Below are 26983 nucleotides of genomic sequence, written 5' to 3'. Positions count from 1 at the left end.
AAAAAAAAGCATTTTACACTTCATATTCTATACAAACATTTTTTGCTTCCGTAAAGAAATCTAAGGCATCAAAACCACCTTCACGACCAACCCCGCTATCTTTTACGCCACCAAAAGGTGTACGTAAATCACGGTTTAACCAGGTGTTAACCCAAACAATTCCGGTCTCTAAGTTGTTGCTTAAACGCATTGCGCGATCTATGTTAGAGGTCCAAACGGTGGCAGATAAACCATAGCGTACATCGTTTGCCATTTCTAAAACGTTGGTTTCATTGCTAAACGGCATAATTGTTACCACCGGTCCAAAAATTTCTTCTTGGTTAAGTGTGCATTGATTTGAGTTTACTTCAATAATGGTAGGTTCAAAATAATAACCGTTTTCGTGACCGGCAACTTTTGCTCGGTTTCCGCCGCAAAGTATTTTAGCGTTTTGTTTTGGGGCATCTTTTACAAAACCCTCAATTTTTTCAAGATGTTCTTTAGATACTATGGCACCAAGATCCATATTGGCATCTTTAGGATCGCCTACTTTTAGGTTTTTTACTTTTTCTACAAAATCTTTTTTAAACTTTGCGTAGATACTTTTTTCTACAAAAATTCTACTTCCGCAAAGACAAATTTGTCCTTGGTTAGCAAATGAAGATTTTACGGTAGTTTGCAGCATTTTTCCGTAATCGCAATCTGCAAAAATGAGATTTGGATTTTTACCGCCCATTTCCAACGAAAGTTTTTTAAATAACGGAGCGGCAGTTTGAGCAATTTGCTGTCCGGTTTTGGTGCCGCCGGTAAAGGAGATTGCTTTCACTTGTGTATGTTCGGTAATTGCTTGACCTACGTCTTTTCCCAAACCGTGAATAATATTTAAAACACCATCTGGCAAACCAGCTTCCTTACAAACTTTAGAAAGTAAATAAGCCGTCATTGGTGTGATTTCGCTAGGTTTTGCTACAACGCAATTACCCGCTGCCAAAGCCGGTGCAATTTTCCAGGTAAATAAATACAAGGGTAAATTCCATGGCGAAATACAACCTACCACGCCAAGCGGTTTGCGAAGTGTAAAATTTAACGTTTGCTTGCCAACGCTTTCGTGCGCTTTACTCGAATATTGCGTGATAGCATTGGCATAAAATTTAAAATTGCTTATTGCTCTTGGTATATCTACGCTAAGCGCCAAGGATAAAAGTTTGCCATTGTCTTTAGATTCTGCTTGGGCAAATTCTACCAATTGATTGGTAATGCCATTGGCAATTTTTAAAAGCATCTCGCTACGCTGTTCAAAAGTAGTGGTAGACCATTTTGGAAAAGCGGCTTTCGCGGCCAAAACAGCATCTTCTACATCTGTAACATTGCTGCTAGGTATTTTTCCGTAAACTTCTCCTACAGACGGGTTGTAATTATCTAACCATTTATCTGCTTTAGGGTTTACAAATTTGCCGTTGATGTAATTTTGAATCGTAGTCATAATGGGGTAATTTTGTGTTTAATGTCCGGCGTAAGCTTGTTTTTTATACGCCATAACTTTTATCTCTACCAAAAGATGCGGGTGTGGTAATTGGTGTACGGCAACCGTGGTTCGGGTCGGGCCGGTTTCTGGATTGAAATATTCGCCATAGGTTTCATTATAACCTTTAAAATCGTTCATGTTTACCAAAAAACTGGTAACATCTACCACATCTTTCAAACTCGCACCTTCTTCTTGCAATATGCTATCTATATTTTCTAAAACTGCAGCAGTTTGTTTTTTTATATCTAAACTGGTAGTGCCAAATTCGTCTACCTCAACCCCTGCAAAGCTATTATCTGCTTTACGCGAACTGGTTCCGGAAACGAATATAAAATCTCCTACTCGTTTAATATGTGGATATTTACCACGGGGTTTTGCTTTGCCTTTAATTACTTTTCCTTCCATAGCCGATTTTTATTGTGCTTTTGTTTTAAAACCTACTTTTCCTAGTTTTTCTACGTCTGCTTCAACTCTTTGCTCATAATCTAAATAAACAGCAGCGGTTGCCGCGCCGGCCATTACTATTTGTCCGGCTTCTATTTTTGTGCCGGCTTTAGAGGCCAAGCGTGTAAGTTCTACCACAGATTGTAAAGGGTTAGATAAAATAGCAGCTGTTTTACCTTCTTCTACTACCTCGTCGTTTATTTTTAAAGCTATATCTAAATCAGCTATATTTTCATTTACATCTTGCCAATTACCAACAACATAGCCGGTAGAAGAACAATTATCTGCTACCACGTCTTCTAAAGAGAATTTAAAGTTTTCGTAGCGAGAATCGATTATCTCTACAGCCGGCGCCATTTTATCTACATAATTTGTAATTTCTTTTAACCCGATAGATTCGGTGATATCTTTTGAAATTCTAAACGCAATTTCAGGTTCTGCTCGCGGATGAATCCACCGTTTTAGATCTACTTCTTCATTAGCTTGCAGAACCATGGCGTCGGTTAAAACGCCCCAGATTAAATCGTGAACATTCATTTGTTCCATTTTGGCGCGACTGGTAAAACCTAATTTAAAGCCTGTTATTTTCTCGCCTCTATCTAAACGTCTGTTGATAGAAAGTTGCTGAATTTCGTAGGCAGCATCTAATGAGATTTTATGTTCTGCTGCCATCTGCCTAATGGGCTTGGCATCTTTGGCTGCTTGGTCTAGAAGTTGTGCTATTTCTTGCTTGGTCATTGGTTCTTTTTTTAAGAGAAATTCTACCTAGAGTTGCTTTACAACTCCGGTATCTTGCAATAAGTTTTTGGTTTTGGTTTTTACTAAGTTAAGTTTTTCTTGTAAACTAAGTTTGTTGTCTAAATTTTTTGCAGATAATAACTTTAAAATGGCTTTGTCTTGGGTGCGACCTATTTTTAAAGCTTCGGCATATCCAATGTCTTCCCTAAAGGTTACCAGACGGTATTTTGAAGCGTATTGCTCCGGATAGTTTTGCTCAAAAGCTGTTTCTAATTTGCGTTTTTCTTGAAAAATTGGCGCCGCAGTATGGGCTTTCATTTCATCAAAGTTATCAATAGCTAAATCTGCAATAGCATCGGTATCTTTTTTTCTTGCTTTTTCGTAGGCTTTAAAAATTTGTTCCCAAGTACTGTAGTTTTTATCTAAAATTTGGTCTAAAACCGCTACATCTTCAAAAGAAGCGTTCATCCCTTGTCCGTAAAAAGGCACAATGGCGTGCGCGGCATCGCCCATTAAAAGGGTTTTACCGTTTTTTGTCCAAGGCGAACACTTTACCGTGCCTAATGGTCCAACCGGGTTTTCTGCAAATTCTTCGGCAAGATGTGGCATCAATTTATAAGCATCCGGAAATTGTTCTTTAAAATAAGCTTCTATTTCCTCTTTAGAGGAAAGGTTTTTAAAATTATGTAAACCTTTTTCGTACGATAAAAATAAGGTCACCGTAAAACTGCCGTCCAGATTAGGTAAGGCAATAAGCATATTTTCGCCACGAGGCCAGATATGTAAAGCATTTTTTTCCACCTGATAGCCACCATTTTTTGCCGGCTTAAAACTCAATTCTTTATAACCGTGTTGCAAATAATCTTGCGAAAAACTAAATAAAAAGTCTTTGTCCTGCATCATACTTTGACGCACGACAGAGCCAGCGCCATCTGTTCCAATAATTACATCTGCGGTAAGTTTTTGTTCTTCTTTGGTAGTAAAATCCCTAAAAAATGCTTCTGGTTTATCTAAATCTAAAGCGATGCATTCTTGGTTAAACCGAATGTTTACATTAGACAAGGCCTCGGCTTCATCTAATAAAAGTGCATTTAAATCTCCACGGGAAATCGAGTTGATATATTCTTCTTCCAAACCGCTGTAAGGCGATAAAAACGTATTTTCATTTTTATCGTGAATCATTCGCCCGTGCATAGGAATGCAAAGCTTTTGAATTTTTTCTTCCAAACCAGCTAATCGTAGTCCTCTAATACCGCGGTCTGATAAAGCTAAATTGATGGAGCGCCCCGCAGAAATATCTGTTTTACGTAAATCCGGACGTTTTTCTACCAAACTAATTTTGTAGCCTCGTTGCGCCAAGCGCAAAGCTAAAAGTGAACCGCATAAACCGGCACCAACTATAAGTATATGTTCTTTTTGTGCCATTATGCCAATAATTTTTTTAAGCGTTCTACCATTTCATAAACATCTTCAAACGAGTTATAGAGTGGGGCAGGAGCTACTCTTATTACATTGGGTTCGCGCCAATCTGCTATTACGCCGGCTTCGCTAAGTTGGTTAAATAATTTTTTATCGGCTCCTTTTACTTTTAGCGAAAGTTGGCAACCGCGATCTGCGGGGTTTTTGGGAGTGATAATTTCTATCTTATTATTGCCCAAGTTCTCTATCAGACTTTCTAAATAACCGGTAAGCTTTTCTGATTTTTTACGGATATTTTCAAAACCGGCTTTTTCGAAAATTTCCAGAGAAGCGCGTATAGCTGCCATTGATAATATTGGCGGATTGCTGAGTTGCCAACCTTCTGCTCCGGGAATGGGGTCAAATTCTTTTCGCATATTAAAACGCGTGTCTTTATTATGGCCCCACCAACCTGCAAAACGTTTTAAATTTTTATTGTTGGCGTGTTTTTCATGTACAAAACAACCACCAACGCTTCCGGGACCGCTATTTAAATATTTGTACGAACACCAAACCGCAAAATCTACCTGATTTTCGTGCAGATTGGGCTGGATGTTTCCGGCGCCGTGTGCCAAATCAAAACCAACTATGGCGTTGTGTGCGTGACCAAGCTCTGTAATTTCTTTTATCGGGTATTTTTGACCTGTGTAATAATTTGTGTTGCCCAGCATTAACAAAGCAACTTCTCCCTTGTTGTCTTTTAGAAGTTTTTCTAAATCTTCATAACGACACAATTCTTCGCCCTCGCGCGGTGTCCATTCTAACAATGCTTCTTCGGCATTAAAACCGTGAAATTCTAATTGCGATTTTACCGCATATTTATCAGATGGGAAGGCGTCACTTTCAATAATAATTTTATACCTGGTGGAAGTAGGCTGGTAAAAAGAAACCATCATTAGATGTAAATTTACCGTAAGGGTATTCATCATAACTACTTCAGAAGCTTTTGCGCCAACTATTTTGGCCATGCTTTCTGATAAGAATTCGTGATAGGGTTTCCAAGGGTTTTGGGCATCTGTATGACCGTCTACACCAAGTTTTGCCCAGTCGTCTAACTCTTGTTGTACGTAAGTTTGGGCTAACTTAGGTTGTAAGCCCAGAGAATTTCCGCAAAGGTAAATTTTAGGTTTGCCGTTAGCATCTGTAGGAAGGTTAAATTCTGCCCTGAATCTTTGTAATGGGTCTTTTTTATCTTGGTCTTTAGCATATTCTAAAGTGGCTATCTTGGAAGAGTTTTGCATTGTATTATTCAAAAATATATCAGATTTCCCCAAATTTAGGAATAATAAATGACTTGTTTTAACGCTTACTCAATTTTTACATCGGTAAAATACAATTGAAAGTTTTTATTTTGATTGAAGTGATTTTTGGCAATTAAAATACCGTTTTGTTGCGTATAATCTTGCCACGTAGTTTGTAATCTTGGCTCTTTGCTGCCTTTTGGGAAATATTCCCATTCTTGAATTTTAAAATCTTTATCTATATAAATTTTATAGTGATCTCCCGGTGTGTATCCGGTCTCGTCTCTGTATTTAATCCAGATTTGTGTTAATTTTTTACCGGAGATTGGCGCAACTTGGTTTTCTATTACTTCGTATTCAAAACCGGTGTCCCAAACCAATTGAAACGGAAACAACAACCAATATTTATCGTTAATAAAATTTGCATCTATTTTAGGAAGTTCTGCAACTTTTTTTCGGTTATATTTTATAGTTGTATCGGCGGTAGTGTATACAATTTCTCCTGTTTTAGGAGACCATTCCCAAGAGCGCTCAAAATGCGAGCTGTCTCTATCTACATTAAAAGTATAGCGTAATTTATCTACATTTTGCCATTGGTTTAAACCATAAGCGTTGGCAATTTTTTGTAAAATAGTATTGTTTTCTTTGTTGGAAGAATCTTTTTGTTCTTGCTTGCAAGCGAAAAAAGAAAGGAACGCAAAACAAACAAGTAGAAAGGAGAAAGTTTTTCTCATGGTACTAAAAATAAAAAAGCTGTTTGGAAGCCGAAACTTCCAAACAGCCAAGGTGGAAAAATTTTAATCTACAGCATCTTCCACATCGTCTGCTGCGTCATCTATAGCGTCGCCGGTATCTTCGGCTGCTTCTTCAATATTATCTCCAGCTTCTTCTGCTGCGGTTTGATCACGACAACTTACAAAACTGGTTGCTAATAATCCTACAGTAAATAGGGATAAAAATAGTTTCTTCATGGTTATTTAATTTTAAAATTATACGTTTCTTCCGGTTATCAATTTGTAAATTACTAAGATAACAACAATAACTAATAAAATGTGGATAATACTTCCTAAATCCGGAAATGCGAAGTAACCCACTAGCCATCCAATTATTAAAAGGACAACAATTAGCCAAATAAGATCTCTCATAATAGGTTTTTTTTGGATTAGTGTGTGATAAATGTATGCTTTTAATAAACACACACATAAAAATTTAACGCCTGTTTAACGCCATTTAATAATTATTTGGGTTTTTAAGGATATTTTGTGCGCGGTCTTGATGTTTTTTTAAGGTCTCCGGCTGCATTTTATTGAGCAGGCTTAGCATCATACTCATACGTTGATTGTCTTTGAAAAACGCTTGTTTTTCTGCTAAGAAATTCCAGTATAAGGAATTAAACGGACAAGCATTTTCTCCGGTTTTTGAATTTACATCGTATTTGCAATCCTGGCAATAATTACTCATTTTATTTATATAGTTACCACTGGAAACATAAGGTTTGATAGCTACAATGCCACCATCTGCAAACTGGCTCATTCCTCTTGTATTGGGCATTTCTACCCACTCTATCGCGTCTATATAAATACCCAAATACCAAGCTTCTACCGCATCTGGATGCGTTTGGTTTAATAAAGCAAAATTGCCCGTAATCATTAATCGTTGTATATGATGTGCGTAAGCATTTTCCAGACTTTGCGATATGGTGTGATGCAAACAATTCATTTTCGTTGTACCCGTCCAATAAAAATCAGGTAATTTATTTTGGTTGTCCAATTTATTACATCTGCGGTAACCGGGCATTTCTTTCCAGTAAATACCGCGCATATATTCTCGCCAGCCTAAAATTTGTCTAACAAAGCCTTCTATTTGAGAAATATCTATCGTTTCCGCATTAGCGTAATAAGCATCTACCGCTTTCTCAATTACTTCTTGCGGCGATAGCATTTTGGTGTTTAAAGCAAAAGACAGGCGGGAGTGAAAAAGGTATTTCTCTTGGGTATGTAAAGCGTCTTGATAATCGCCAAAATGCACTAATAGATTCTCGCAAAAATGCCGCAAAACTTTTAAGGCATCGTTACGGGTTGTGGGCCAATTATAGTTTTTAGCCTCTATTTTACCTATGCTTCGTATGTTTTGTTTTTCTATTTGTTTTAAAATGCTGGATACATCTTTACGGAAACCTTTTTCGTGTGGAATTTCTGGTTGGCCCGTCCACTTCTTGCGGTTGCTTTTGTCAAAATTCCATTTGCCGCCTTCTGGGTTTTTAGCATTTTGCATTAAAATACCGTGTTTTTTGCGCATATCCCGATAAAAATATTCCATTACCATTTCTTTTTTGCCTTCGTAAAATTTTTGCAAATCTTTTCGAGACGTATAAAAATGTTTGGTATCTACCGCTTTTGTTTTTATTTTAGTTTGTTTACAAAAGTTTTTTAACTGCTGGTCTAAGCGGTATTCATCTGGTAATTGGTATTCAAAACATTCTATTTCATATTTATTTATAAGCTGCTGAATATTCTCTACTAAATCTTGTTTGTTTTCTTTAGCGTCAATTTCATAATAAACTACTTGATGTCCTTTATCTTTTAGATGCGAATAAAATTCGCGCATAGCGGCAAAAAAACCAACAATCTTCTGAATATGGTGTGTTGTATAGTCTGTTTCTTGGCGCATTTCTGCCATAAAATACAAGGTGTCATTATCGGTTTTTTTAAACCAAGAATGTTTATAATTGAGTTGATCGCCTAATAGTAATCGTAATTTTTTCATGAAAATAAAGAATCTTGTAGCCAAGTTTGTCGGTATTTGCCAGAAGCGTCGTAACGTTCTGCCTGACTTTTGTTGTTAAACTTTCTGTCTCGAGGGTCGTTGCCAACACCGCTGTTGTACATCCAATTTCCCCAATTGCTGTGTACATCATAATCTATAAGCATACTTTCTAAATAGGCAGCGCCAACTCGCCAATCTTGCAGCAATTCTTTAGCCCAAAAGCTGTTTACATTTTGCCTACCACGATTGCTCATAAAACCGGTTGCTGCAATTTCTTTCATATTGGCATTTACAAAATCTTGATTGGTTTGTCCGTTTTTCCAAATTTCAAAGACTTCCTTGTTGTTTTTCCACTTTAAGTTGTGGTTTTTTATGCCTTGTAATTTAAAAATGGCATTGCCATGTTTTAAGGAAATATATTTGAAGTAGTCGCGCCAAATCAACTCGAAAATTAGCCAATAGGTACTTTGATTTTTCTCTATTTTTTCTTCGTACTTTTTTACTTCCCAATAAATTTGCCGCGCAGAAATGCTGCCGTTTGCCAACCAAGCCGAAAGTTTTGAGCTATAATCTGTGCCTAACAAACCGTTGCGGGTCTTTTTGTACTGACTAAGTTTTTTGCTTTCACAGAAATAGTGGTCTATACGTTGCCGAGCTGCATCTTCGCCGCCTTGAAACGGAAAAGCACTACGCGGGTCTTTTTTAAAATCTTCTAAACCTAAATCCTGTAAGCTTGGTATTTTGGAAGTTGTAGATAATAGATTGGCGTTTTCTTTTTTCCGCGGAAGCGTGAAACATTTTCTTACCACACTGGTTTTCTCTAATTTTTTTCTGAATTGCGTGTAAACTGCCGGAATTTCTTTAAAAGTATAAGGTATGTCATTTGGGTGATATAAAAATTGATCAAAATAAGACTGAAAATTTACGGTTGGCAAAGCAGATTTTAGCTTTTTATAAACCGCAAATTCTTCTGCCGTCCATTCTTTTTGTGAGTAAATAGCTTTTACATCATAATCTTGAACCAATTTTGGAATTTGAAGTTCCGGCTTTTCATGAAAAATCAATAAACTAATATTTAAACGCGCTTTTAAGTTTTTTTGTAAAATTTGTACGCTTTCTATAAGAAATTGCGCCCGGAAACGTTCGGTTTTTTTAAACCCATAGCTTGTTTGTGCATAATGTCTTGGATCAAAACAATACAGAGCAATTACCCTATCATGGTTTTCGCTTGCGCGGAATAGACTCTGCTGGTCGTAAAGGCGGAGGTCGTTTCTAAACCAGACTAATCCTGTTTTTTTCGATTGTTTGTGCATTTTTTGCTACAGTATTTTACGTTTTCCCAATCTTTTTCCCATTTTTTACGCCAGGTAAACCGCCGTTTACAAACCGGACAAGTCTTAGTGGGTAAATTATTTTTATTCATCTAAAAGAGAACGAGTTTCTTCGTTTGGTTTAGCATAGGCTAGTCTGTCTAAAAGTGTTGGAAGTGTATAAGCATCCAGCCCATTTATGCTTAATGTATCGTGTTTGCTTAGGTCTAACCAGCCGTCTTTTGCGGGTTTTTCCGATAAATATAATTGCTTAATTTCGGCAACTATAAGTCGGCATTCATTTTCTTCTATGTAATAATTGTTAAGCATTTTGCAGCCAATTTGTATGGGCGATTCTTTTACAAATGGGGCAAAAAAATTGTTTTTGTACTCTGGGGTAAGCTGTGTTTTTTTAAATTCTGAGGTAGTACCATCGTAGCGAGCAGAAGTATGATGCGCTTGCTTATAAATTTTTTGGTTTACGTGATTAACGCTAAAAAATGAGGAAGTATTTATATTATCCCAAGTATTTCTGGTAGCGCTGGTTGGGCGTAAAATAAAACCTAATAATGGCGGCTTACTACCCAAATGTATCACAGAGCTAAAAATAGCCACATTCTCAATTGCATCTTGCGATTTTGTTGCAATTAGATTAGCCGATTTATAGCCACTAAGACTATTAATTAGATTGGCACGGTACCTTTTTTCTAATTGCTGAATTTGGGAAGAAGATAAATACATATTTGTTTAAATTACTTCTTATAAAGTTAAACAAAATAAATTCACACACAAAAAAAGACGGTAAATTTACCGCCTTTTTGTTGTAAATTTACTTTACAACTTACTCTTTATTCTCTTGTTTTTTGATGGTTTCTTCATCAATATCTACCTCATTGGTTTCGCGCTTGGTTTTACCAAACTCACCTAAAGGTTTTTTTTCATCTTTTCTTTTTCGGTGTTTATCTTCAATTCGTCCCATAATTTTTCTTTTTTAATTACACTAAAGGTGCAATTTTATAAGAACAAAGCTTCTCAAAGCTTTGGTAAAAAACTGTTAAGAATTGTGAAATTTGTCATTTGTGGGACCGGAAGAAATACTGCTTCCTACTTGCTGCATCACCCATTGTATAGCTTGATCTAAGGATTTGAATTTTTGCAGCTGGCCTTCAAAAAACATTTTCTCAAACATCGTGTTTATTTTGGCAGAGGCCGTTTTTTCTATAATTAGGTAATGCAAATTAGATAAACGGGGAGCGAGTTTTGCCCAAAGACTAGGGTCTACCGAGTAGCTAAATATTTTATTAGAAATATAATAGTTAGGCACATTTTTATTGTAGTACTCTTCAATTGTATTCAGTAGGTATTCTGCTTTGGTAAAGTCTAATATAGTTTCTTCGCGAATTTCTCCCACCACAAATTTTTCGAAAAAGTAAAACTCTCCAAAATCTAAAGATTGATTTTTTAAACAATCCTTATAGTATTTTGTATCTCTCAAAAACAAGGTTATATAATTAAGAGGCAAAAATACTTATTAAAAAAATATAATTATATAATTATTTAACCAAAGTGTTTAAATAGCTTTTTTGGCGTCTAACGGTCTTAATCTTGAGGTAAATATCTGAATTTCTTAACTTTATGAGTGTAAAATAAGCTTATCTACTTACATGAAAAGGTAAATAATTTGATGTTTTCTTTACGGAAGTTATAAATTTAACTACATAAAAGCGTTAATTTTAAGTAGCTAACCAATTTTGCAGAATGCTTTTTCCTTGTGGAGTTAAAACAGATTCGGGGTGAAATTGTACCCCGTAAAGCGAAAAATCACGATGTTTAATGGCCATAATTTGTTGCTTTTCATCATAAGCTAAAGCTATTAAATGAGCAGGTAAATTGGTAATAACCCAAGAATGATAGCGACCCACTTCTAACTTTGATGGTAAATTTTTAAATAAATCGTCGTTAGGATTTTGAAGGCTAATAGTACTGGCAACGCCATGGTAAACTTCTGCAAGGTTTTGCAATTTGGCACCAAAGACTTCGCCAATTGCTTGTTGACCCAAACAAACGCCCAAAATACTTTTTTTGCCGGCATAGGTCTGTATTAATTGGTTTAATTTACCGGCCTCTGACGGAAGTCCCGGACCGGGAGAGAGTAAGATTTTATCGTAGTTCTTTACTTCTTCTAAAGTAAATTCTCGATTGCGTTTTACGGTTACCAAACAATTTAAATCTTCTAAATAATGCACTAAATTATAAACAAAACTATCGTAGTTATCTATTACTAAAATTTTGTGATTAGCATTGGTATTTTTAGTTTCCAAATGTAAATTATTAATTTTTGCAACTGCGGTTAATACAGAAGCAAGGTAAAAAATATCTACAAATACGGGGCAGCCTTAAGTTTATTAATTAAAAATTACTGGTTTTTAATTACTATTATCTGCAAAACTTTCCCCCGAAAGGGTAAATGCAACCCGGGATGATTTTTAAAATAATGTTAAAATTTTAATGAATATTCTTTAAGGAAATAAAACAAGCTTACACTGAGTGCCCTAAACTAATAAACTCTTGTTAAAGACTTACTATGACTAAAGCTTATTCTTTAATTTTGAGCCGATTACGTAGGTTTTAAAATATGATACGATTTAAAAAACTTTTAGTTTACTTTTTTTGTCCTTTTCTCTTCATAGCTTGTAAAAATGGTGCGGGCGCTAATGCGGCATCTGTAGAATCTTCTTATAAAAATTTGCGTACTGTAGATTTTAAAAATTTACAACCTTTATTGTCAAAAGAAGATGGGCAAATATACGTAGTAAACTTTTGGGCCACTTGGTGTAGACCTTGCGTAGAAGAATTACCATATTTTGAAAAACTGCACGAAGAAGAGCGTGCACAGGTTACGTTGGTAAGTTTAGATTTACCAAAGTTAAAAGAAACACATCTGGTGCCGTTTTTAGATAAGCGACAAATATTGGCTCCGGTACTACTTTTGGATGACCCTAATACCAATGCGTGGATTCCGCAAGTAGATAAATCCTGGTCGGGAGCAATTCCTGCCACTTTAATCTATAAAGATAATGAACGCGTATTTTATGAAAAACCATTTAAAACCTACGAAGATTTGTTGAATGCTGTACAAAAATTGAAAGATTGATGATGCGAACTTTAGTGATTTTAAGCGTTTCTGCGGTAATAATTGTTGTTTCGGTACTTACCTATAAAGGTATGAACCAATTTTCTGATTTGAGTAATTCTTCTCCAGAAGGCTATGCAATTGGCGATGCTGCAGAAGATTTTTCCTTAAAAGCAACTGATGGCAAAATTTATAGCTTAGCCAATTATGAAAAGGCAAAAGGTTTTATTGTTGTTTTTACTACCAATCATTGTCCGTATTCTAATGCATACGAAGATCGTATAAAAGATTTGCACGATAAATTTTTAGCTAAAGGCTATCCGGTTATTGCCATTAATCCTAACAATCCTAAGATTTATCCGGAAGATAGTTTTGAGGAAATGCAAATTAGGGCGAATCGAAGAGGCTACAATTTTCCTTATTTAATAGATGAAAAACAAGAAGTATATAAAAAATACGGTGCAACCAAAACGCCGCACGTCTATGTTTTAGAAAAGGAAAACGGAGAAAATATAGTACGTTATATTGGAGCTATAGACGATAATTATAAAAATTCTGCTGCGGTAAAAGAAAAATATGTAGAAAATGCAGTAAAACAGTTATTAGCAGGAGAGGAAGTAGAACGTAAACTTACCAAAGCAATTGGTTGCAGAATTAAATAACAGTAACTTTGAAAAAAAATAAAAGAATATATGGAGAGTTTAAAACAAGCTGAATGGGCGCAACGCCTTTCTGAAGACGAGCAAGCAAAAATTATAGATGTGCGCACGGACGAGGAGTACGAAGAAAAACATATACCTAATGCCTTGCAAATAGATATTTATCAAGCTCCAAAATTCATGGAAGAGATAAACCAATTGGACAAAGGCAAAAATTATTACGTTTACTGTAAATCTGGAGGTCGTAGCAGCCAAGCTTGTCAAATAATGGAGCAAGTAGGTATTAAAAATTGCTACAACCTTGAAGGCGGAATTGAAGCTTGGGAGGGCGCAACCGTAGAAGAGTAAGCATTTTTTTAAAGATCATAACAAAAAATCATTTGGAGCAATCTGAATGATTTTTTGTTTGCCCCAATCCCTATTCTTTATTATCCAACCTTTCAAAACTGTATAGTGTAGATGTATATTGTAATTTCTTGATGCATTAAACTCTACTCATTAAGCTATTACCGGAATTTTTAATTTCGAAATAAATTTACACCAAGCTGCTAAGCGCTACTCATTAATTTGAAATTTCAAATCCCTACGATGTTCCCTAATTAGAGTTGACCGTTTTTAATTAATTTTCATTATCAAAAATAGTAATTGTTTTTCTTTCTTTTGGCTTTAAAAAAGAATATTGGTTTATAAACTTTTCAGGGCTCATTCTTTCATTGTTATTATGTATTCTTTTATGATTATAATTCTTAACCGCTTTTGCTGTCATTCGTTTTAATTGACCGAAGTTTTTGGGTTTCCAATAATCCAAATACTCTTCTTTTATAGTTTTATTAATTCGTTCTGCATAGGCATTATCTTGTGCAGAGAGCGCCATACTTACCTTGCTACCATTGCGTTTTAAAAGTTCAACATACCCTTTGTAAGTATATTGACTACCTCTATCGCTATGATGTATTTGAGGTGCTTTATTTTCGCGTAAGGCCATTTTTAAAGCATTTACATTTGCCTGGGCACGCATATTATCTGATACCTTATACCCTACGATTTTTTTGGTGTAAACATCTATTATAAAGACGGCATAATAATGTTTATTGCCAATGGGTATATAGGTAATATCAGATTGCCAAACCATCGAAGGACGGTTTATTTTCATTCCTTTTATAAGGTTGGTATAGTAAATCTTTGAGGCGATTGTCGTTCTTTTATAATTCTTTTTACGCTTCAGTCTGTAGCCCAACTCCATCATTAATTCTATAAACCGGTCTCTTCCGATAAAACCCGGTTTAAGTGTATAATACATTTTCTCCACCCCACAACCAGGATGTTCTTCTCGTAACTCGTCTGCCTCAAGAACCAACTGTGTTGTTTTGTTATCAAAGATCTTTTGCCGCATATTGTATTGGGCAACGGCCTGTTTGCTCAAACCGACTTCTTTATACAGACTGTTAAGGGAAAAACTCATTTTTTCTTTGTTTTTCCTGAACCAGTTGATTGTGGGGTGCCGAAGTTTTTTTTAATGTCGATGTCAAGTTCATCTTTAGCAATCTCCATCATTTTCTCTAGATAATCAATCATTATCTGCTTACGGCCCACAGCGCTTTCAAGCTCTTTTACACGAGCTTCCAGCTCTTTCATTTTTTTACTACTGCTGTCTTTCATTTCTATAACTCTGAATCCTTTCTCGTTAAAGGTAGAGAATTTATAAATCCAACTGTAAATTAGTGAATTTGCAACTCCGTGCATTCGTTGTAATTGAGGAACGCTGTATTTACCTTTCTCAAAATCTGATACAAGTTGTAGTTTGAATTCTTTCGAGTATCGACGCTGCTTACGGATACTTCGTACATTTGCTTTCATAGTTTTCCACGTTTTAAATGGTCAACCTATATCAGGGACGTACACTAATCCCTAATCCCTATTCCCTAATCTCTATTCTCCACTCTCTATTTACTAGGAACCTGCGTTTTTACTACAATTGCGCCTAAAGCAGCTAAAACAGCACCAACAATAAAAGGAATAGCAAAACCAAACCGAATCGCGTAGCCGGTTAAAAAAGCACCAAAGGAAATTCCTAAACCAAAAGCTACGCTCAAAATAGATAATTGTGCGCCCACCTGACCTTTTTTTGCTAAGTCGCCTGCCAAGGCCAAGGCCGGCGCAAATACCATTGCGGCGCAAATGCCGTGTAAAGCACGAGCGCTAATCATATGCCAGGGTTGGGTTGCAAAACCTTCCATTAAAATAATAGGTATCAAACCTAAAAAGCCAATAACAATAAAAATTTTCCTACCATATTTATCGCTGGCTTTGCCAATAAGCGGTTGAGTAATAGCCATAAACCCAATAAGCGCGCTAAACTCTAATGAAAATAAAAATGGCCCTTGCGATAAACGCTCGTTTACTTCTAACTCTATGGGAGCTAAAAGTGCAAATCCCATACTCATAAACAACGTAGCAATGCCTAAGCTAAAGATAGGGTCTAAAAGCTTGCCCGGGGTTTTAGCTTTAAAGTTTATAATAATCCCTTCAGAATTAGGTTCGGTTTCTTCCGGATCTTTTACGAAGAAAGCCACTAAAATTATACTTATTAAAGCTGCAAAAGCTGCTAAAGAAAAAGCAGCCATAAAACCGCTTAACTCTCCTATTAGCGGTAAATGGTACGGACCGTTTTCTACCAAAGCGCCGCTTCCTAAAGGTCCTATTCCAAACCCAATTAATCTAAATGCGTTGTACACGCCCATATTTCCGCCACGATTTTTGGGCGTACTCAATTCGCTTACCAATGCTAATGTTGCAGTAATGGTTAAAGCCGCTGCAATGCCTTGTGCCGCGCGTATTATAAGAAGTAAAATGTAAGAATGTGCTAAAGAATACAGAAAATTGGCAAACATAAAAAGCACCAAGCCAATCAAGACAAAGAGTTTTCTTTTTCCCGCTTTATCGCTAAGTCTGCCGGTAAAAGGTTGGCAAATGCTACTTACCAAACCAAATAAACCTAATACCAAACCGGTTATAAGCGATTCGGTTAGACCGAAAAAATCACCATCTACTTGGCCACTGGCAATATATAGTGGCAAGACCACAATAAGAAAAGAGTTGCCCACGGCATCTGCCATTCGGGCAATACCTAAAACAATGATGCGGCTATCTGTGCCAAAAATTTTTGTGGAAGTAGAATTTTTCACGCGCCAAAACTATATAATTTAAAGAACAACAAGTCTTAGCAATTCCTTAAAATTAATCGCTGTAATTTTTAAAATGCTTATGCATAAAACAGAAAATGAGTTTTAAAATTTTCTAAGAGTGCGCGTTTTGTTAGTTTAATTTCAGCATAAAAGTTAATTTATTGACATATTACTAAAAAATTACTATATAATTAACAATAGTTTAGGTTGTTCTTAATGAAAAGGTAAGATTAACTAATGTACTTTTGTTAAATAGTAATTCGCTAAAAATCAATATTATGGCAGAAATTAAAATTGAAAAGAAGAAACCAATTTGGCCTTGGATTCTGCTTGTTGTATTAATAATACTTGCTTTGTTATACTTTTTTGTTTTCGCAAACAACGATTATGACGACGATACCATAGATACAGACGATATGGAACAAGTGCAACCAATAGATTCTATCGAGCAAGATAGCGCTAGAAATACTTGGACAGACGAAGTGAATAATGACTCGCTGAGCGGAGATTTTACCACCTTGTCTGCTAGTTATTTTTCTGCGATGGAGGAAACTTCAAAATTAGGAAGGGATACACTTTATACAAAAAATACTTTACTGAAGTTGGTGGACGCGGTAAAATCTAAAGCTATGGAAAACCAAGTGGAATTGGAAACCGATTTTAGTCAAATGAGGGAAAATGTTATGGGAATCACTGAAGATTCAACCAGTTTTTCTTCCCAAAAATTGAAAAATATTGCCAAGAAAACGGTAGAAGCAACAAAAACTATTCAGCAAAAGGAATATCCGCAATTAGAAAATAAAATCAAAGAAGCGGAAACAAGTGTAGGGGAGATTAATGCCAATGCAAAAATGAACAATCAGCAAGAGAAAATAAAAACTTTTTTTGAAAAGATGGCGGCTGTATTGAAGAATATGAATTAAACCAAAAAAGCTAGAAGAATGAAAAATAAGAAAAAACATTTATATTATTTAGAAGAATTATCTGACTATAAGGTAGCCGGTAATTATTCTGATGTTAGAGGCTGGAGCGTAAAAGATTCAGATAATCGTGTTATTGGGAAAGTAGAAAATCTTTTGGTAAATAAAGATATGGAGCGCGTGGTTTATCTTGATGTAGAAGTAGATGAAACAATTATAGAAGCAGACCACGACCCTTACGGAAAGCCTGCAAATGCAGATGTACACGAATTTGTAAATAAAGAAGGCGAAAACCATATTATTATTCCAATTGGATTAATAGATATAAACGAGTCGCAAAAATTTGTTTATACCAATTCTATAGATCATCAAACCTTTGCGGAAACCAAACGTATAAAAACCGGAGCTACCATAGATCGGGAATACGAAGAAGCGGTGATGCGATCCTATAAACGCGATAGAGATGCTGACACGGGAAGTCATACAGAAAAAGAACGTAGGCACGGTGATGAAATGTTAGATAATAATGATGTTTTTTCTGACAGTCAAGGGCATTTAACAGAAGAAAAAAAAGAACTGAACAAAGAAAGAGAGCGTCTTGCAGAAGAACGTAGAAAGTTAGAAAAACAAAGAAAAGAGCTGGAAGAAGAACGCAGAAAACTGGAAGAAGAAAGAAAATTGCGCAATCCCGATTATCGCAGTACTCCAAATCCCGATAGATCTAGAGAATACGATGCTTCCGATAAAAATGCCTTTTACAAAGGAAAAGAATTTGACGATTCTAATTACAGGAGCGACCAACCTTAAAACTCTCCTGAAAAATTGAATTAATACCGAAGGGCGAATTGTAAAACTCGCCCTTTTTTATGCTTTAAATCATCCAAACCAATTTTCTGTAGCGTATTCTTCGGGTTCTTCTTGCGGAGTTTCTACCGCTATTTTGGTAAGGTTCTTTTTGGTAGTTAGATATCGGTTTATAATGCGTTCTGCATAACTCGAACTTTTTTGCGGAATCAAATAATCTCTAAATTGTTCGGCTTGGGCAAAATCATCTGTTTGACCAATAAAACCATAACCTGCATATTTTCCTTTATGTAAATAAATAAAAGACTTTTCGTCGCGGGTTCTTCCTTTTTCTACCAAAAGTGTAGAGTTTTCGTATTCTCCAATAAAGTCTAAAGCCGCAGCAACACGCTGGTTATAGTCGCTTACGCTTATTTCGTTTTGGCAAAGACCGCTACAAGTTTTTATTTTGTAATGTGAACATTGCGATACGCCGCGTTGTAAACCGGCATATTTTGGACACAAATCAAACTGGACGCAAAGCTCTTCCATAAATTTAATTGCTTCTTCGCGCGTGTAAAATTTCATCCAACTTACAGGAGAAACTTTGTTTTTATGAATAACAAATTGTTCAATTCCTTTTTGATTATGGTAGGAAGTAAGCGTGTAAGGTCGGCTTACTTTTTTTTGGGCTTTGTTAAATTTTGGGAAGTATTTTAAAATCAGTTCTGCTTCCCGAAGCAACGCCAACAACTCGCTGCCGGTAAGTTCATAATCAATGCTATGTGTAGCTTGCATCAATTGAAACTTACGATTGCTTTTTTCTTGAAAATGGCTTTTAATCCTGCTTTTTATATTTTTTGCTTTTCCAATATAAAGCGGTTTGCCTTCTTTGTCTTTAAAAAAATAGACGCCGGTAGTTTTAGGTAATTCATCAAAATCTGTATTCTTAAAATTAGGCGGAAGGTAAGAAGCGGCGGTACGCTGATTTAAAAAATGCGAAAACACTTTAAAATCGGTATCCAAACTATAGCAACGCTGAAAAAGAATTACAGTTGCCTCACAATCGCCACGCGCGCGGTGTTTGTCTAAATGCGGAATGTTTATAGAGCTGCAAATATTGCCAAGACTGTACGAAAACAAACCCGGAATAAGTTTTTTTGCCAAGCGAATAGTGCAAAGACGTTTCCTGTCAAAAGCTAACCCCAAAGCCTTAAATTCTGAACGGATAATACTGTAATCAAAGTTTACATTGTGCGCCACAAAAATGCAATCTTTGGTAATTCTGTCAACTTCTTCGGCAATTTCAGAAAATTCGGGGGCATTGGCTACCATCGCATCGTTAATTCCGGTAAGGGTTTCTATGTATAACGGAATGCTGCTATTTGGGTTTACCAAGCTGTCGAATTCTTCTATTACTTCTCCATTTTGCACGACAAGCACGCAGATTTCGGTAATTTTATTTCCTTTTATTCCGCCGCCGGTGGTTTCAATATCGGTAATGGCAAATTTAACGTCTTTCATCGTTGCAAAAATACACAATCTAAACAAGAAAGAAGGAATAAATACAAATTAAAGGAAAAAATCCAAGTTTGTTTTTGTGCTAATCGTAATTGAACAATGGAAGTAAAGAAACAAGAATTTAGAAATCATTTTCATGCAAGGAGCACAAAGCGAAAGACAAAGAACGTTAAGGTTTAGGAAAGTGAAATAGAATGAATAAATTATACTAATAAGTTGGTCTTTTAAAACCCTACCACGCCAATAAAGCTTTCTCGCTTAGATATTTCCAGTAGCGTTTAGGGATGTGTTGTTCGTGTAATTTTTTATTGGCGCGCGCTGCTATATTGGTGCTTTCAAAATAGTTTTTCCATAATTTTTGGTAGTTTAATTCTTCTTCCGTAAAAATGCTTTCCGGCGAATTTAAAATTTGTGCAGGTAAATCTAAATGTACAATTACTGCTTTTTGCAAATCGTAATAAATACCGTAATTTCTGCTTACATCATAAATACACCAAAGTTGATCTGCATAACGTTTGCTAAAATGCTTTTCTATAAGTGGTAAAACATTAAAGTCTGGCGAAATTGTAGAAAAATAAATCTCATCTTTGGTTTTTCTAAACCGTACAAAAGCTTCCATCCGGTGTTTTTCGCGACCTACTTTTTTATTGATTTGTGATAAGCGCAAAATTTCCGGCTCGGCAAAATTCTTGGCAATGCTTTTTTTAGCTTTAAAAAGTAATTGAATATAAGCTAACAATACTTTTTCCATATCGGGCAACTCGCTTAAAAAACCACGATAAATAAGACTTGCATCTTGGCTTTCGCCGAATTTTAAAATGCCTTTCCAAACACGTTTTGCTTTTGCATTACTAGAAATTACCTCGTTTTTTTTAGTAAAAAAAGAAGCTGCGTAGTTTTGGTCTGCAACTATTTTTGGACTGGTGGCGCGATAGTCATATACATCAAAAACGGCACTTAGAAAACCAATAAAACTTCCGTCGTAAACAAAGATTGTTTGCATTTGCATTAGCCAAACAAGTTTAATTGGTTAGATAGAGTAGTTTGGTACTTGCTGCTGCTTTCTGACAAAATGCGTTGTTTTATTTGTTGGGGCGTATAATCTTTAGACTCGAAAGTGCGCGAGGCGCAAGTCATAAAATATTTGGCGCGATTGAGTGCCATTCCCATTTTTTGTAAATGCTCCCAGCCTAATTTTCTATACTTTCTTGCATGCAGTATTTTATAAACAGATTTCATTCCCAAACCGGGCACGCGCGCCAACAGTTGTTTGTCTGCACGGTTTATATCTACGGGAAACACATGTAAATTCCGTAAAGCCCAACTTAATTTTGGATCGATATCACTGTCTAAATTCGGGTGATTTTTATGCAGTAATTCTTCTACTTTAAAGCCATAAAACCGCAATAACCAATCTGCTTGATACAGTCTGTTTTCGCGCAACATTGGAACTTCGGTACCTATTGGCGGCAAACGATGGTCGTATGAAATTGGAATATATCCTGAATAATAAACGCGCTTCATATTGTATTTTTTGTATAGATAAGTCGCGGTGTACATTACTTCGGCATCGGTTTCGTTGGTGGCACCCACAATCATTTGCGTACTTTGACCTGCCGGGGCAAAAACCGGACTGTTTTTAAGGTGTTTTTTTTCAGATTGGTATTTTACAATATCGTTACGGACTTTTTTCATAGGTTGTAAAAAGTCTTTTCTGTCTTTATCTGGTGCCAAGAGTTTTAAACCTTCTTTGGTAGGAATTTCTATGTTTATGGAAAGCCGGTCTGCATACAAACCAGCTTCATGCATTAATTCGTCGCTTGCGCCGGGAATGGATTTTAAATGAATATAACCGTTAAAATTTTCTTCTAAGCGTAGTTTTTTGGCTACGCGAATAAGCCGCTCCATCGTATAATCTGGACTTTTAAAAATCCCTGAACTCAAAAAAAGACCTTCTATATAATTGCGGCGATAAAAATTTATGGTAAGATCTACCACTTCTTGCACTTTAAAAGCAGCGCGTTTTATATCGTTGCTTTTTCTGGTAACGCAATAAGCGCAATCGAAAATACAATGGTTGGTAAGCAAAATTTTCAGTAAAGAAACACAACGACCGTCGGGTGTGTAGCTGTGGCAAATTCCCATGCCGTCAGAATTTCCCAAACCTTTCTTTTTATTTTTGCGATTACTGCCACTGCTAGAACAGGAAACATCGTATTTGGCGGCGTCTGCCAAGATGTTTAGTTTTTCTTTAATACGGTCAAAATTCATTAAGTAGGATTTATTACAAAAATAAGGAAAAAATCCTAATAAGAAGTTAGGTGATTAGTTAAATGGTAAATTAGTTTATTGGGTTTTATTTCCGCTTAAAGCTTCTATTAAACTGTATATTTTCTAGTGTTTGAAATTTTGGGATTTTACGAAACCAGAAACTCACCACCTAAGACCTATCAAAATTTTAATTAATTTTTTAAATTATTTCATTCTGATTTTATTAGTTTAAGGAAAAAATCATGAAGAATTTTGGCTTTTATATATTTACATTTTTTATAGTTTTTGGGTGCGTTGATACGAAGAAAAAGAAAACGACTACTACAGAAGGCGCACGCGACCTCAAAAACGAAACTGTTGAAACCAAACAATATCAAAGTAAAGAGTTTCAATTGCAAGCCAGCATTCCGCCAGAATATGCTATTTTAGAAAGCAAGCTACCCGGAGATGTTCCGGTGATTAATTTTTATGCGAAGAATTCTGGCGAGAAGCCACCATTTGCGTATCACGAAAAGCCCGGTCTAAGTTATATTGTGGTCATGCCAAAAGGTTTTGGTACCGAAACGCCAAATGGAAAAAGAGAGAAATTAGCAGAATGGAACGGGAGTTTTAAAACAGGATTTGCGCTTGATAAGGAAAAATCTACCATTTTTCTTCTGGAAAATGGTCAGGCTTGGGCCTACCTTTTAACGCCTGCTTCTCTCCCAAAGAATTGGGACGCGTACGGAAAAATTTTTGTTCATTTTGATGTAAACAATTTTGAAAGTAAATGTTTTACCCGAGACAACACCGAAAAACCGATGGCGCAATGTGAGGTAATGGGCGGCACAGACAGGCTAGCGCTTTATGGTGAGGTAGATTCTTTTTCCAAAAACAAAATAAACAGCATTTTAAAAGACTTGCAGTTCATTTCTGAAAGAGAAGTGAAAACACCTATTGCAGATTTGATAAAGGTTGAAAAACCATTGCCCAATATAGAAGTTACTTCCCCACTTAAAGTGGAAGGAAAAGCACGCGGAATTTGGTTTTTTGAAGCCAATGCCGGATTGCGCTTGGAAAATAAAGACGGAAAAACGCTCGCCGAAGGTAACATAACAACAAAGAATGGTTGGATGACAGAGGAGTTCGTTCCATTTACCGGCACCTTAAAATTTGACGCGCCCAACGATGAACGCGGCTATTTGATTTTTAAACGAGCAAACCCTTCCGGGAAACCTGAGAATAAAAGAGAATACCGATTACCGGTAATTTTTCCACCAAGGTAATTATAGTAAATAGAAAATTGGTTAATCTGGCTATAAGGGATATGCTTTAAGCTCTACGTTATAAGCTCAAAAAAAATCAAATCTCAGAATTTTATTTCAAAATTGAAGTTGAAAAGGAGTTGCAAATAGTTTTTTTATGATCAAGTTTTAATACACTCTCAATACACTAACCATACTTGAGCTATACTTAAGCTATACTTGAGCATTACCTAAGCGATGCTTTAAAAATTATTAAACTAAAGCAGCTACAATATAATATAAGCTGTAAGCAATAGGCTTTACGCCTTATGCGCAAAATATTTCAAATTTCAGATTTCAAAATTTTCATTTCAAAATTGACATAGCAATTGAAAATGAGTTACGATTAAAACTTTTTTTTTAGAAGCGTGTTTTAATACACTTCCAATACACTAACCATACTTGAGCTATACTGAAGCATCACCAAAACGAAGCTTTAAAGGTAATAATTAATAAACTTCAAACAGTCACAATATACATTATACAATTTACAGTATACTTCGTAAGCTATAAGCTATAAGCGATATGCTTTACGCTGTAAGCTAAATTAATTATCGAGTCTATTCAAACAAGCACACTATACAGTATACAATCTACATTATACAATTTTTAAAAACTGAACACCAAACACTGAACACTGAACACCGAACACCGAACACCGAGCACCGAACACCGAGCACCGAACACTGAATATCGAACACTCAATACTGAACCCAGAACCCTGTCAACTAACACGACAGCAAATTTGAAATTTGAATTAAAAAATTTGAATTTTGAAATTATCCAGAACCTACAACCCACCACCTAATATCTAAAAAATGATGTATCTTCGCAGCAAGAAATGGGGTGCTTGTTTTAACAGGCTGAGAGAATACCCAGGGCTTTGCCCGAAACCTGATCCGGATAATACCGGCGTAGGGATTTCTAAGAAAATCGGTAGGTAAATACCGGTTGTCTCTCCTTTTTCCCATTTCAGTAAAATAAAAAACAATGATCTGGGAATTTTTAACCAATCTTACCGTTCTTCAAATTGTAGGCACCAGCTTTGGCGTGGTGCAGGTTTTGCTGGCAAGAAAAAACAATATTCACAACTATTTATTTGGTATTGTATCAATTTTACTCAGTATTTGGGTGCATTACCAAACGCAATTGTACGCAGATATTTTACTGAGTATGTACTATCTGGTAATGAGTATTTACGGATGGCTCTATTGGCAATTCGGTAAAAAAAATAAACCCAGTCCTATTACCTATTCTACAAAAACAGATTTTTTAAAAGCAGCCGGTATTGTGCTTGGTTGTTTTGTATTGATGAGTTATTGGCTTAGTTTTTACACCAATTCAGATGTGCCCATTTGGGATGCAATCGTGAGTGCTTTTGCTTGGGCGGGAATGTGGTTAATGGCCAAACGTAAAATGGAAAACTGGATATTTCTTAACATTAGCAATGCCGTTGCCATTCCGTTACTAATCTATAAAGAGCTTTATATCTACGCCGCTTTAACGCTGTTTTTATTTGGCGTGGGCGTTTCCGGTTATCTAAAATGGAAAAAAATCATTAAAAATGAAGACAATTTACAACCAACAAATGCTTAGAGAAGCCTGTTTTAAAAAACAAGTTTTTCCCAAAAATGTATTGCAACATATTGCAGAAGAAAATCTGTGGAATATCTGGGTGCCCAAAAAATATGGCGGACTCGAACTAGGCTTAACCGCCGGTTTAGCCAAATTACAAGAACTCGCAAGAATAGATGGCAGTTTGGGATGGACGGTCACTTTGTGCAGCGGAGCCAACTATTTTGTAGGAAATTTAAAACACGAGGCTGCAGCCGAAGTCTTTAAAAACAAACAAAACACCATCTTAGGCGGAAGCGGAGGCGCTTTTGGTACTGCAAAAAAGATGGGAGATTATTACGAAATTGACGGCACGTGGCATTATGCCACGGGAGCGCCGTATTTAACACATTTTACCCTAAATGCCAAAATCTACGAAAACGGCGAACCCCTAACCAACCAAGACGGTTCGCCACAAATACGTTCTTTTATTTTACCCAAAGAGAAAGTGAGTATTATCAAGAATTGGAATACCATTGGTTTAAAAGCCTCTGCTACAGACTCCTTTCAGGTAGAAAACGTCAAAATACACCAAGACTTTAGTTTTTTGTATAACCAATTTTACCATCCGCAAGCTATTTTTAAGATTCCATTTTCCTTGTTTGCAGATCTAACCCTTTGGGTAAATTACATTGGAATGGCACAACATTTTTTGGAAGAAGCCGAAGACTCTGAAACATTAAAGGCCTTTAAAAATTTAGCCACTACAAATAAAAATTCCGAAGAAAGTGTACAAGCTTATGCCAAAACGATAGAAGAAAAGCTTTCCGAAAATCAATCCATAACCAAAAATTTTATAACCAATGTACACCAAGCAGCCGTAAAATTAGTGCAAGAGCTTTCGCGGAATATTATTGCTTTACATCCGCATTTGGGCATTAAAGCCATAAAACAAGACCAGCAATTACACCAGATTTTCTGCGATTATTTTACCGCTACGCAACATTATATTTTTAGTGAGCGGAGCAACTAGTTCACTAATATTTAAAAATAAAATTTTGTAAAAATGAATGTATATAAATCTCCAAAGGTCTATATTTGTGCATATCCTATAAAACTATGAACTTCGAGAATAAACCTAAAATAGGTATTGGGAGCTATACTGCTGCTGAAATAGCACACATTTTAGGTGTGTCTTATAGCAAGGTTTTTAATTGGATGAATATTTATTGGGATAAGCAATTGGGCGATACGTACGGAGATAAATATTCTTGGGTGACTGAAGGTAAAAGAGCCGTTAGTTTCCACACGTTCGTTGAGTTTTATGTAATGATGCGGTTTTCTGAAGCTGGTGTAAAACCTAAAGAGGTTTTAAAAGCGCATAAAGAGCTTTCAGAAAAATTTAAAACACCTTTTCCCTTTGCATTAAAACCTGTCTTAGAAAGTATAAAAACAGATAAAAAACATATTTATTTTGAGATTGAAGGAGCTACAATGACTTTAGATGGGTCTAAGCAGTTAAATCTTGAACTTATTAAACTTTTCTTTGTTAAACTTGACTTTAATAGTGATGACTTGGCTTCTCGATATTATCCTTTAGGTAAAGATAAATCTATTCTTATAGATCCGGAACGTAAGTTTGGTCAACCTGTTTTTGCAGACAAAAACATACAACCTCAAATACTTCTTGAACATTACAAAGCCGGCGACCCGATTCCTTATTTGGCTAGTATTTATGATATCGAGGAGAGCTATGTGAAAGATGCTATTGAATTTTGTACTAAAAATGCAGCGTGACAGTCTATTTTGATGAAAACATACCACCGCATTTAGCAAAAGGATTTCATCTTATTCAAGAAAAAGAAAACCTAAAGAATGGACGGGTTCCTTTTTCTGTTAAAGTTTTAAAAGATGAATTTGGGCAAGGCACTAAAGATATAGATTGGATTCCACAAGTTGGTTTAGATCGAAATTTTGTTGTTACTCGCGACATAAATATAAACAAGAAGAAAGACGAACGCAACGCTTATCGTGAAGCTGGAATAGGAATGTTTTTTATTTACGGTACTTCCAAAAATGCCGGTTTAAGTGTATGGGAAATTTTATTTATTCTCGCCAAACATTGGGAAGCAATGATCAAAATTATGTTAGAAGATGATAAAGCATTTGCCTATAAACTCACGGCAAAAGGAAGGCCGAAAAAATTACCTTAA

The 26983-nt window shown here is 35.9% G+C and carries 31 protein-coding genes and 1 riboswitch; of the genes, 10 read left to right on the top strand and 21 right to left on the bottom strand.

Annotated elements, in window-relative coordinates; translation table 11 throughout:
- Positions 1 to 13: 13 nt before the first annotated feature.
- The 15 genes from FKR84_RS07695 to FKR84_RS07635 form a co-directional block, all read right to left on the bottom strand.
- Positions 14 to 1462, bottom strand: a complete 1449-nt coding sequence (locus FKR84_RS07695; protein ID WP_141421713.1) for an aldehyde dehydrogenase — start codon at positions 1460 to 1462, stop codon at positions 14 to 16.
- 18 nt (positions 1463 to 1480) lie between these two features.
- The gene (locus FKR84_RS07690) at positions 1481 to 1909 is read right to left on the bottom strand and encodes a RidA family protein (protein ID WP_141421712.1); all 429 of its coding nucleotides are present in this window, start codon (positions 1907 to 1909) and stop codon (positions 1481 to 1483) included.
- A gap of 9 nt (positions 1910 to 1918) precedes the next feature.
- Positions 1919 to 2686, bottom strand: a complete 768-nt coding sequence (locus tag FKR84_RS07685; RefSeq protein ID WP_141421711.1) for a 2-keto-4-pentenoate hydratase — start codon at positions 2684 to 2686, stop codon at positions 1919 to 1921.
- A gap of 27 nt (positions 2687 to 2713) precedes the next feature.
- A complete protein-coding gene (locus FKR84_RS07680; protein WP_141421710.1) occupies positions 2714 to 4111 on the bottom strand; it encodes an FAD-dependent oxidoreductase in 1398 nt (465 codons plus the stop codon).
- On the bottom strand, positions 4111 to 5385 hold the full coding sequence (kynU, locus tag FKR84_RS07675) for a kynureninase (protein WP_141421709.1): 1275 nt from the start codon (positions 5383 to 5385) through the stop codon (positions 4111 to 4113). Before kynU ends, FKR84_RS07680 begins: the two co-directional genes overlap by 1 nt.
- A gap of 65 nt (positions 5386 to 5450) precedes the next feature.
- The gene (locus FKR84_RS07670; protein WP_141421708.1) at positions 5451 to 6119 is read right to left on the bottom strand and encodes a hypothetical protein; all 669 of its coding nucleotides are present in this window, start codon (positions 6117 to 6119) and stop codon (positions 5451 to 5453) included.
- Between the two features lie 63 nt (positions 6120 to 6182).
- On the bottom strand, positions 6183 to 6356 hold the full coding sequence (locus FKR84_RS13365) for a hypothetical protein (protein WP_233357708.1): 174 nt from the start codon (positions 6354 to 6356) through the stop codon (positions 6183 to 6185).
- Positions 6357 to 6374: 18 nt separating this feature from the next.
- Complete coding sequence (locus tag FKR84_RS07665; RefSeq protein ID WP_141421707.1) at positions 6375 to 6530, bottom strand: lmo0937 family membrane protein; 156 nt, start codon at positions 6528 to 6530, stop codon at positions 6375 to 6377.
- 85 nt (positions 6531 to 6615) lie between these two features.
- Positions 6616 to 8151: a cryptochrome/photolyase family protein gene (locus tag FKR84_RS07660; RefSeq protein WP_141421706.1), complete on the bottom strand. Its 1536-nt coding sequence runs from the start codon at positions 8149 to 8151 to the stop codon at positions 6616 to 6618.
- Entirely contained in the window at positions 8148 to 9464 is a 1317-nt protein-coding gene (locus FKR84_RS07655; protein WP_141421705.1) for a DASH family cryptochrome, read from the bottom strand. The genes FKR84_RS07660 and FKR84_RS07655 overlap by 4 nt, the downstream gene beginning before the upstream one ends.
- The gene (locus FKR84_RS07650; protein ID WP_141421704.1) at positions 9434 to 9574 is read right to left on the bottom strand and encodes a DUF2256 domain-containing protein; all 141 of its coding nucleotides are present in this window, start codon (positions 9572 to 9574) and stop codon (positions 9434 to 9436) included. The genes FKR84_RS07655 and FKR84_RS07650 overlap by 31 nt, the downstream gene beginning before the upstream one ends.
- Positions 9567 to 10202, bottom strand: a complete 636-nt coding sequence (locus FKR84_RS07645) for a flavin reductase family protein (protein ID WP_141421703.1) — start codon at positions 10200 to 10202, stop codon at positions 9567 to 9569. Before FKR84_RS07645 ends, FKR84_RS07650 begins: the two co-directional genes overlap by 8 nt.
- Positions 10203 to 10302: 100 nt before the next feature.
- Complete coding sequence (locus tag FKR84_RS13360; protein WP_233357707.1) at positions 10303 to 10440, bottom strand: hypothetical protein; 138 nt, start codon at positions 10438 to 10440, stop codon at positions 10303 to 10305.
- A gap of 75 nt (positions 10441 to 10515) precedes the next feature.
- On the bottom strand, positions 10516 to 10956 hold the full coding sequence (locus FKR84_RS07640) for an NUDIX hydrolase (protein ID WP_141421702.1): 441 nt from the start codon (positions 10954 to 10956) through the stop codon (positions 10516 to 10518).
- Positions 10957 to 11194: 238 nt separating this feature from the next.
- Positions 11195 to 11782 carry an anthranilate synthase component II gene (locus FKR84_RS07635; RefSeq protein ID WP_141421701.1) on the bottom strand — a complete coding sequence of 196 codons (588 nt, stop codon included), beginning with the start codon at positions 11780 to 11782 and terminating at the stop codon, positions 11195 to 11197.
- 314 nt (positions 11783 to 12096) lie between these two features.
- Between FKR84_RS07635 and FKR84_RS07630 the strand changes: the two genes are divergently transcribed.
- From FKR84_RS07630 to FKR84_RS07620, 3 genes are read left to right on the top strand one after another with little or no spacing between them, the layout of a single operon-like run.
- The gene (locus FKR84_RS07630) at positions 12097 to 12615 is read left to right on the top strand and encodes a TlpA disulfide reductase family protein (RefSeq protein WP_141421700.1); all 519 of its coding nucleotides are present in this window, start codon (positions 12097 to 12099) and stop codon (positions 12613 to 12615) included.
- Entirely contained in the window at positions 12615 to 13256 is a 642-nt protein-coding gene (locus FKR84_RS07625; RefSeq protein WP_317129109.1) for a thioredoxin family protein, read from the top strand. The genes FKR84_RS07630 and FKR84_RS07625 overlap by 1 nt, the downstream gene beginning before the upstream one ends.
- A 30-nt stretch (positions 13257 to 13286) precedes the next feature.
- A complete protein-coding gene (locus FKR84_RS07620) occupies positions 13287 to 13601 on the top strand; it encodes a rhodanese-like domain-containing protein (RefSeq protein ID WP_141421699.1) in 315 nt (104 codons plus the stop codon).
- Between the two features lie 271 nt (positions 13602 to 13872).
- Here the strand turns inward: FKR84_RS07620 and FKR84_RS07615 are convergent, their stop codons facing one another.
- The 3 genes from FKR84_RS07615 to FKR84_RS07605 form a co-directional block, all read right to left on the bottom strand.
- Positions 13873 to 14715, bottom strand: a complete 843-nt coding sequence (locus FKR84_RS07615; RefSeq protein ID WP_141421698.1) for an IS3 family transposase — start codon at positions 14713 to 14715, stop codon at positions 13873 to 13875.
- A complete protein-coding gene (locus FKR84_RS07610; protein WP_141421697.1) occupies positions 14712 to 15110 on the bottom strand; it encodes a transposase in 399 nt (132 codons plus the stop codon). The genes FKR84_RS07615 and FKR84_RS07610 overlap by 4 nt, the downstream gene beginning before the upstream one ends.
- Before the next feature lie 86 nt (positions 15111 to 15196).
- Positions 15197 to 16438: an MFS transporter gene (locus FKR84_RS07605; protein ID WP_233357706.1), complete on the bottom strand. Its 1242-nt coding sequence runs from the start codon at positions 16436 to 16438 to the stop codon at positions 15197 to 15199.
- A gap of 278 nt (positions 16439 to 16716) precedes the next feature.
- On the opposite strand from FKR84_RS07605, the gene FKR84_RS07600 reads away from it, so the two are divergent.
- A complete protein-coding gene (locus FKR84_RS07600) occupies positions 16717 to 17361 on the top strand; it encodes a hypothetical protein (RefSeq protein WP_141421696.1) in 645 nt (214 codons plus the stop codon).
- A gap of 18 nt (positions 17362 to 17379) precedes the next feature.
- Positions 17380 to 18165, top strand: a complete 786-nt coding sequence (locus FKR84_RS13355) for a PRC-barrel domain-containing protein (RefSeq protein WP_233357705.1) — start codon at positions 17380 to 17382, stop codon at positions 18163 to 18165.
- 69 nt (positions 18166 to 18234) lie between these two features.
- On the opposite strand, the gene FKR84_RS07590 is transcribed toward FKR84_RS13355, so the two are convergent.
- The 3 genes from FKR84_RS07590 to FKR84_RS07580 form a co-directional block, all read right to left on the bottom strand.
- Positions 18235 to 19665 carry an exonuclease domain-containing protein gene (locus FKR84_RS07590; RefSeq protein WP_141421695.1) on the bottom strand — a complete coding sequence of 477 codons (1431 nt, stop codon included), beginning with the start codon at positions 19663 to 19665 and terminating at the stop codon, positions 18235 to 18237.
- A gap of 229 nt (positions 19666 to 19894) precedes the next feature.
- The gene (locus FKR84_RS07585; RefSeq protein WP_233357704.1) at positions 19895 to 20671 is read right to left on the bottom strand and encodes a TIGR03915 family putative DNA repair protein; all 777 of its coding nucleotides are present in this window, start codon (positions 20669 to 20671) and stop codon (positions 19895 to 19897) included.
- Positions 20671 to 21933 carry a putative DNA modification/repair radical SAM protein gene (locus FKR84_RS07580; protein ID WP_141421694.1) on the bottom strand — a complete coding sequence of 421 codons (1263 nt, stop codon included), beginning with the start codon at positions 21931 to 21933 and terminating at the stop codon, positions 20671 to 20673. Before FKR84_RS07580 ends, FKR84_RS07585 begins: the two co-directional genes overlap by 1 nt.
- A gap of 242 nt (positions 21934 to 22175) precedes the next feature.
- On the opposite strand from FKR84_RS07580, the gene FKR84_RS07575 reads away from it, so the two are divergent.
- The 5 genes from FKR84_RS07575 (at position 22176) to FKR84_RS07555 (ending at position 26983) form a co-directional block, all read left to right on the top strand.
- A complete protein-coding gene (locus tag FKR84_RS07575) occupies positions 22176 to 23198 on the top strand; it encodes a Gmad2 immunoglobulin-like domain-containing protein (protein ID WP_141421693.1) in 1023 nt (340 codons plus the stop codon).
- Between the two features lie 850 nt (positions 23199 to 24048).
- Positions 24049 to 24154, top strand: a riboswitch (TPP riboswitch).
- 52 nt (positions 24155 to 24206) lie between these two features.
- Positions 24207 to 24812 carry a nicotinamide riboside transporter PnuC gene (gene pnuC, locus FKR84_RS07570; protein WP_141421692.1) on the top strand — a complete coding sequence of 202 codons (606 nt, stop codon included), beginning with the start codon at positions 24207 to 24209 and terminating at the stop codon, positions 24810 to 24812.
- On the top strand, positions 24781 to 25803 hold the full coding sequence (locus tag FKR84_RS07565) for an acyl-CoA dehydrogenase family protein (RefSeq protein WP_233357703.1): 1023 nt from the start codon (positions 24781 to 24783) through the stop codon (positions 25801 to 25803). The genes pnuC and FKR84_RS07565 overlap by 32 nt, the downstream gene beginning before the upstream one ends.
- Positions 25804 to 25889: 86 nt before the next feature.
- Entirely contained in the window at positions 25890 to 26567 is a 678-nt protein-coding gene (locus tag FKR84_RS07560; protein ID WP_141421691.1) for a DUF433 domain-containing protein, read from the top strand.
- Complete coding sequence (locus FKR84_RS07555) at positions 26564 to 26983, top strand: PIN-like domain-containing protein (protein ID WP_141421690.1); 420 nt, start codon at positions 26564 to 26566, stop codon at positions 26981 to 26983. Before FKR84_RS07560 ends, FKR84_RS07555 begins: the two co-directional genes overlap by 4 nt.

It is taken from the genome of Haloflavibacter putidus (genome assembly GCF_006546625.1).
In the GTDB taxonomy this organism is placed as follows: Bacteria; Bacteroidota; Bacteroidia; order Flavobacteriales; family Flavobacteriaceae; genus Mesonia; species Mesonia putida.
This window is presented reverse-complemented; position numbering and strand designations above follow the sequence as displayed.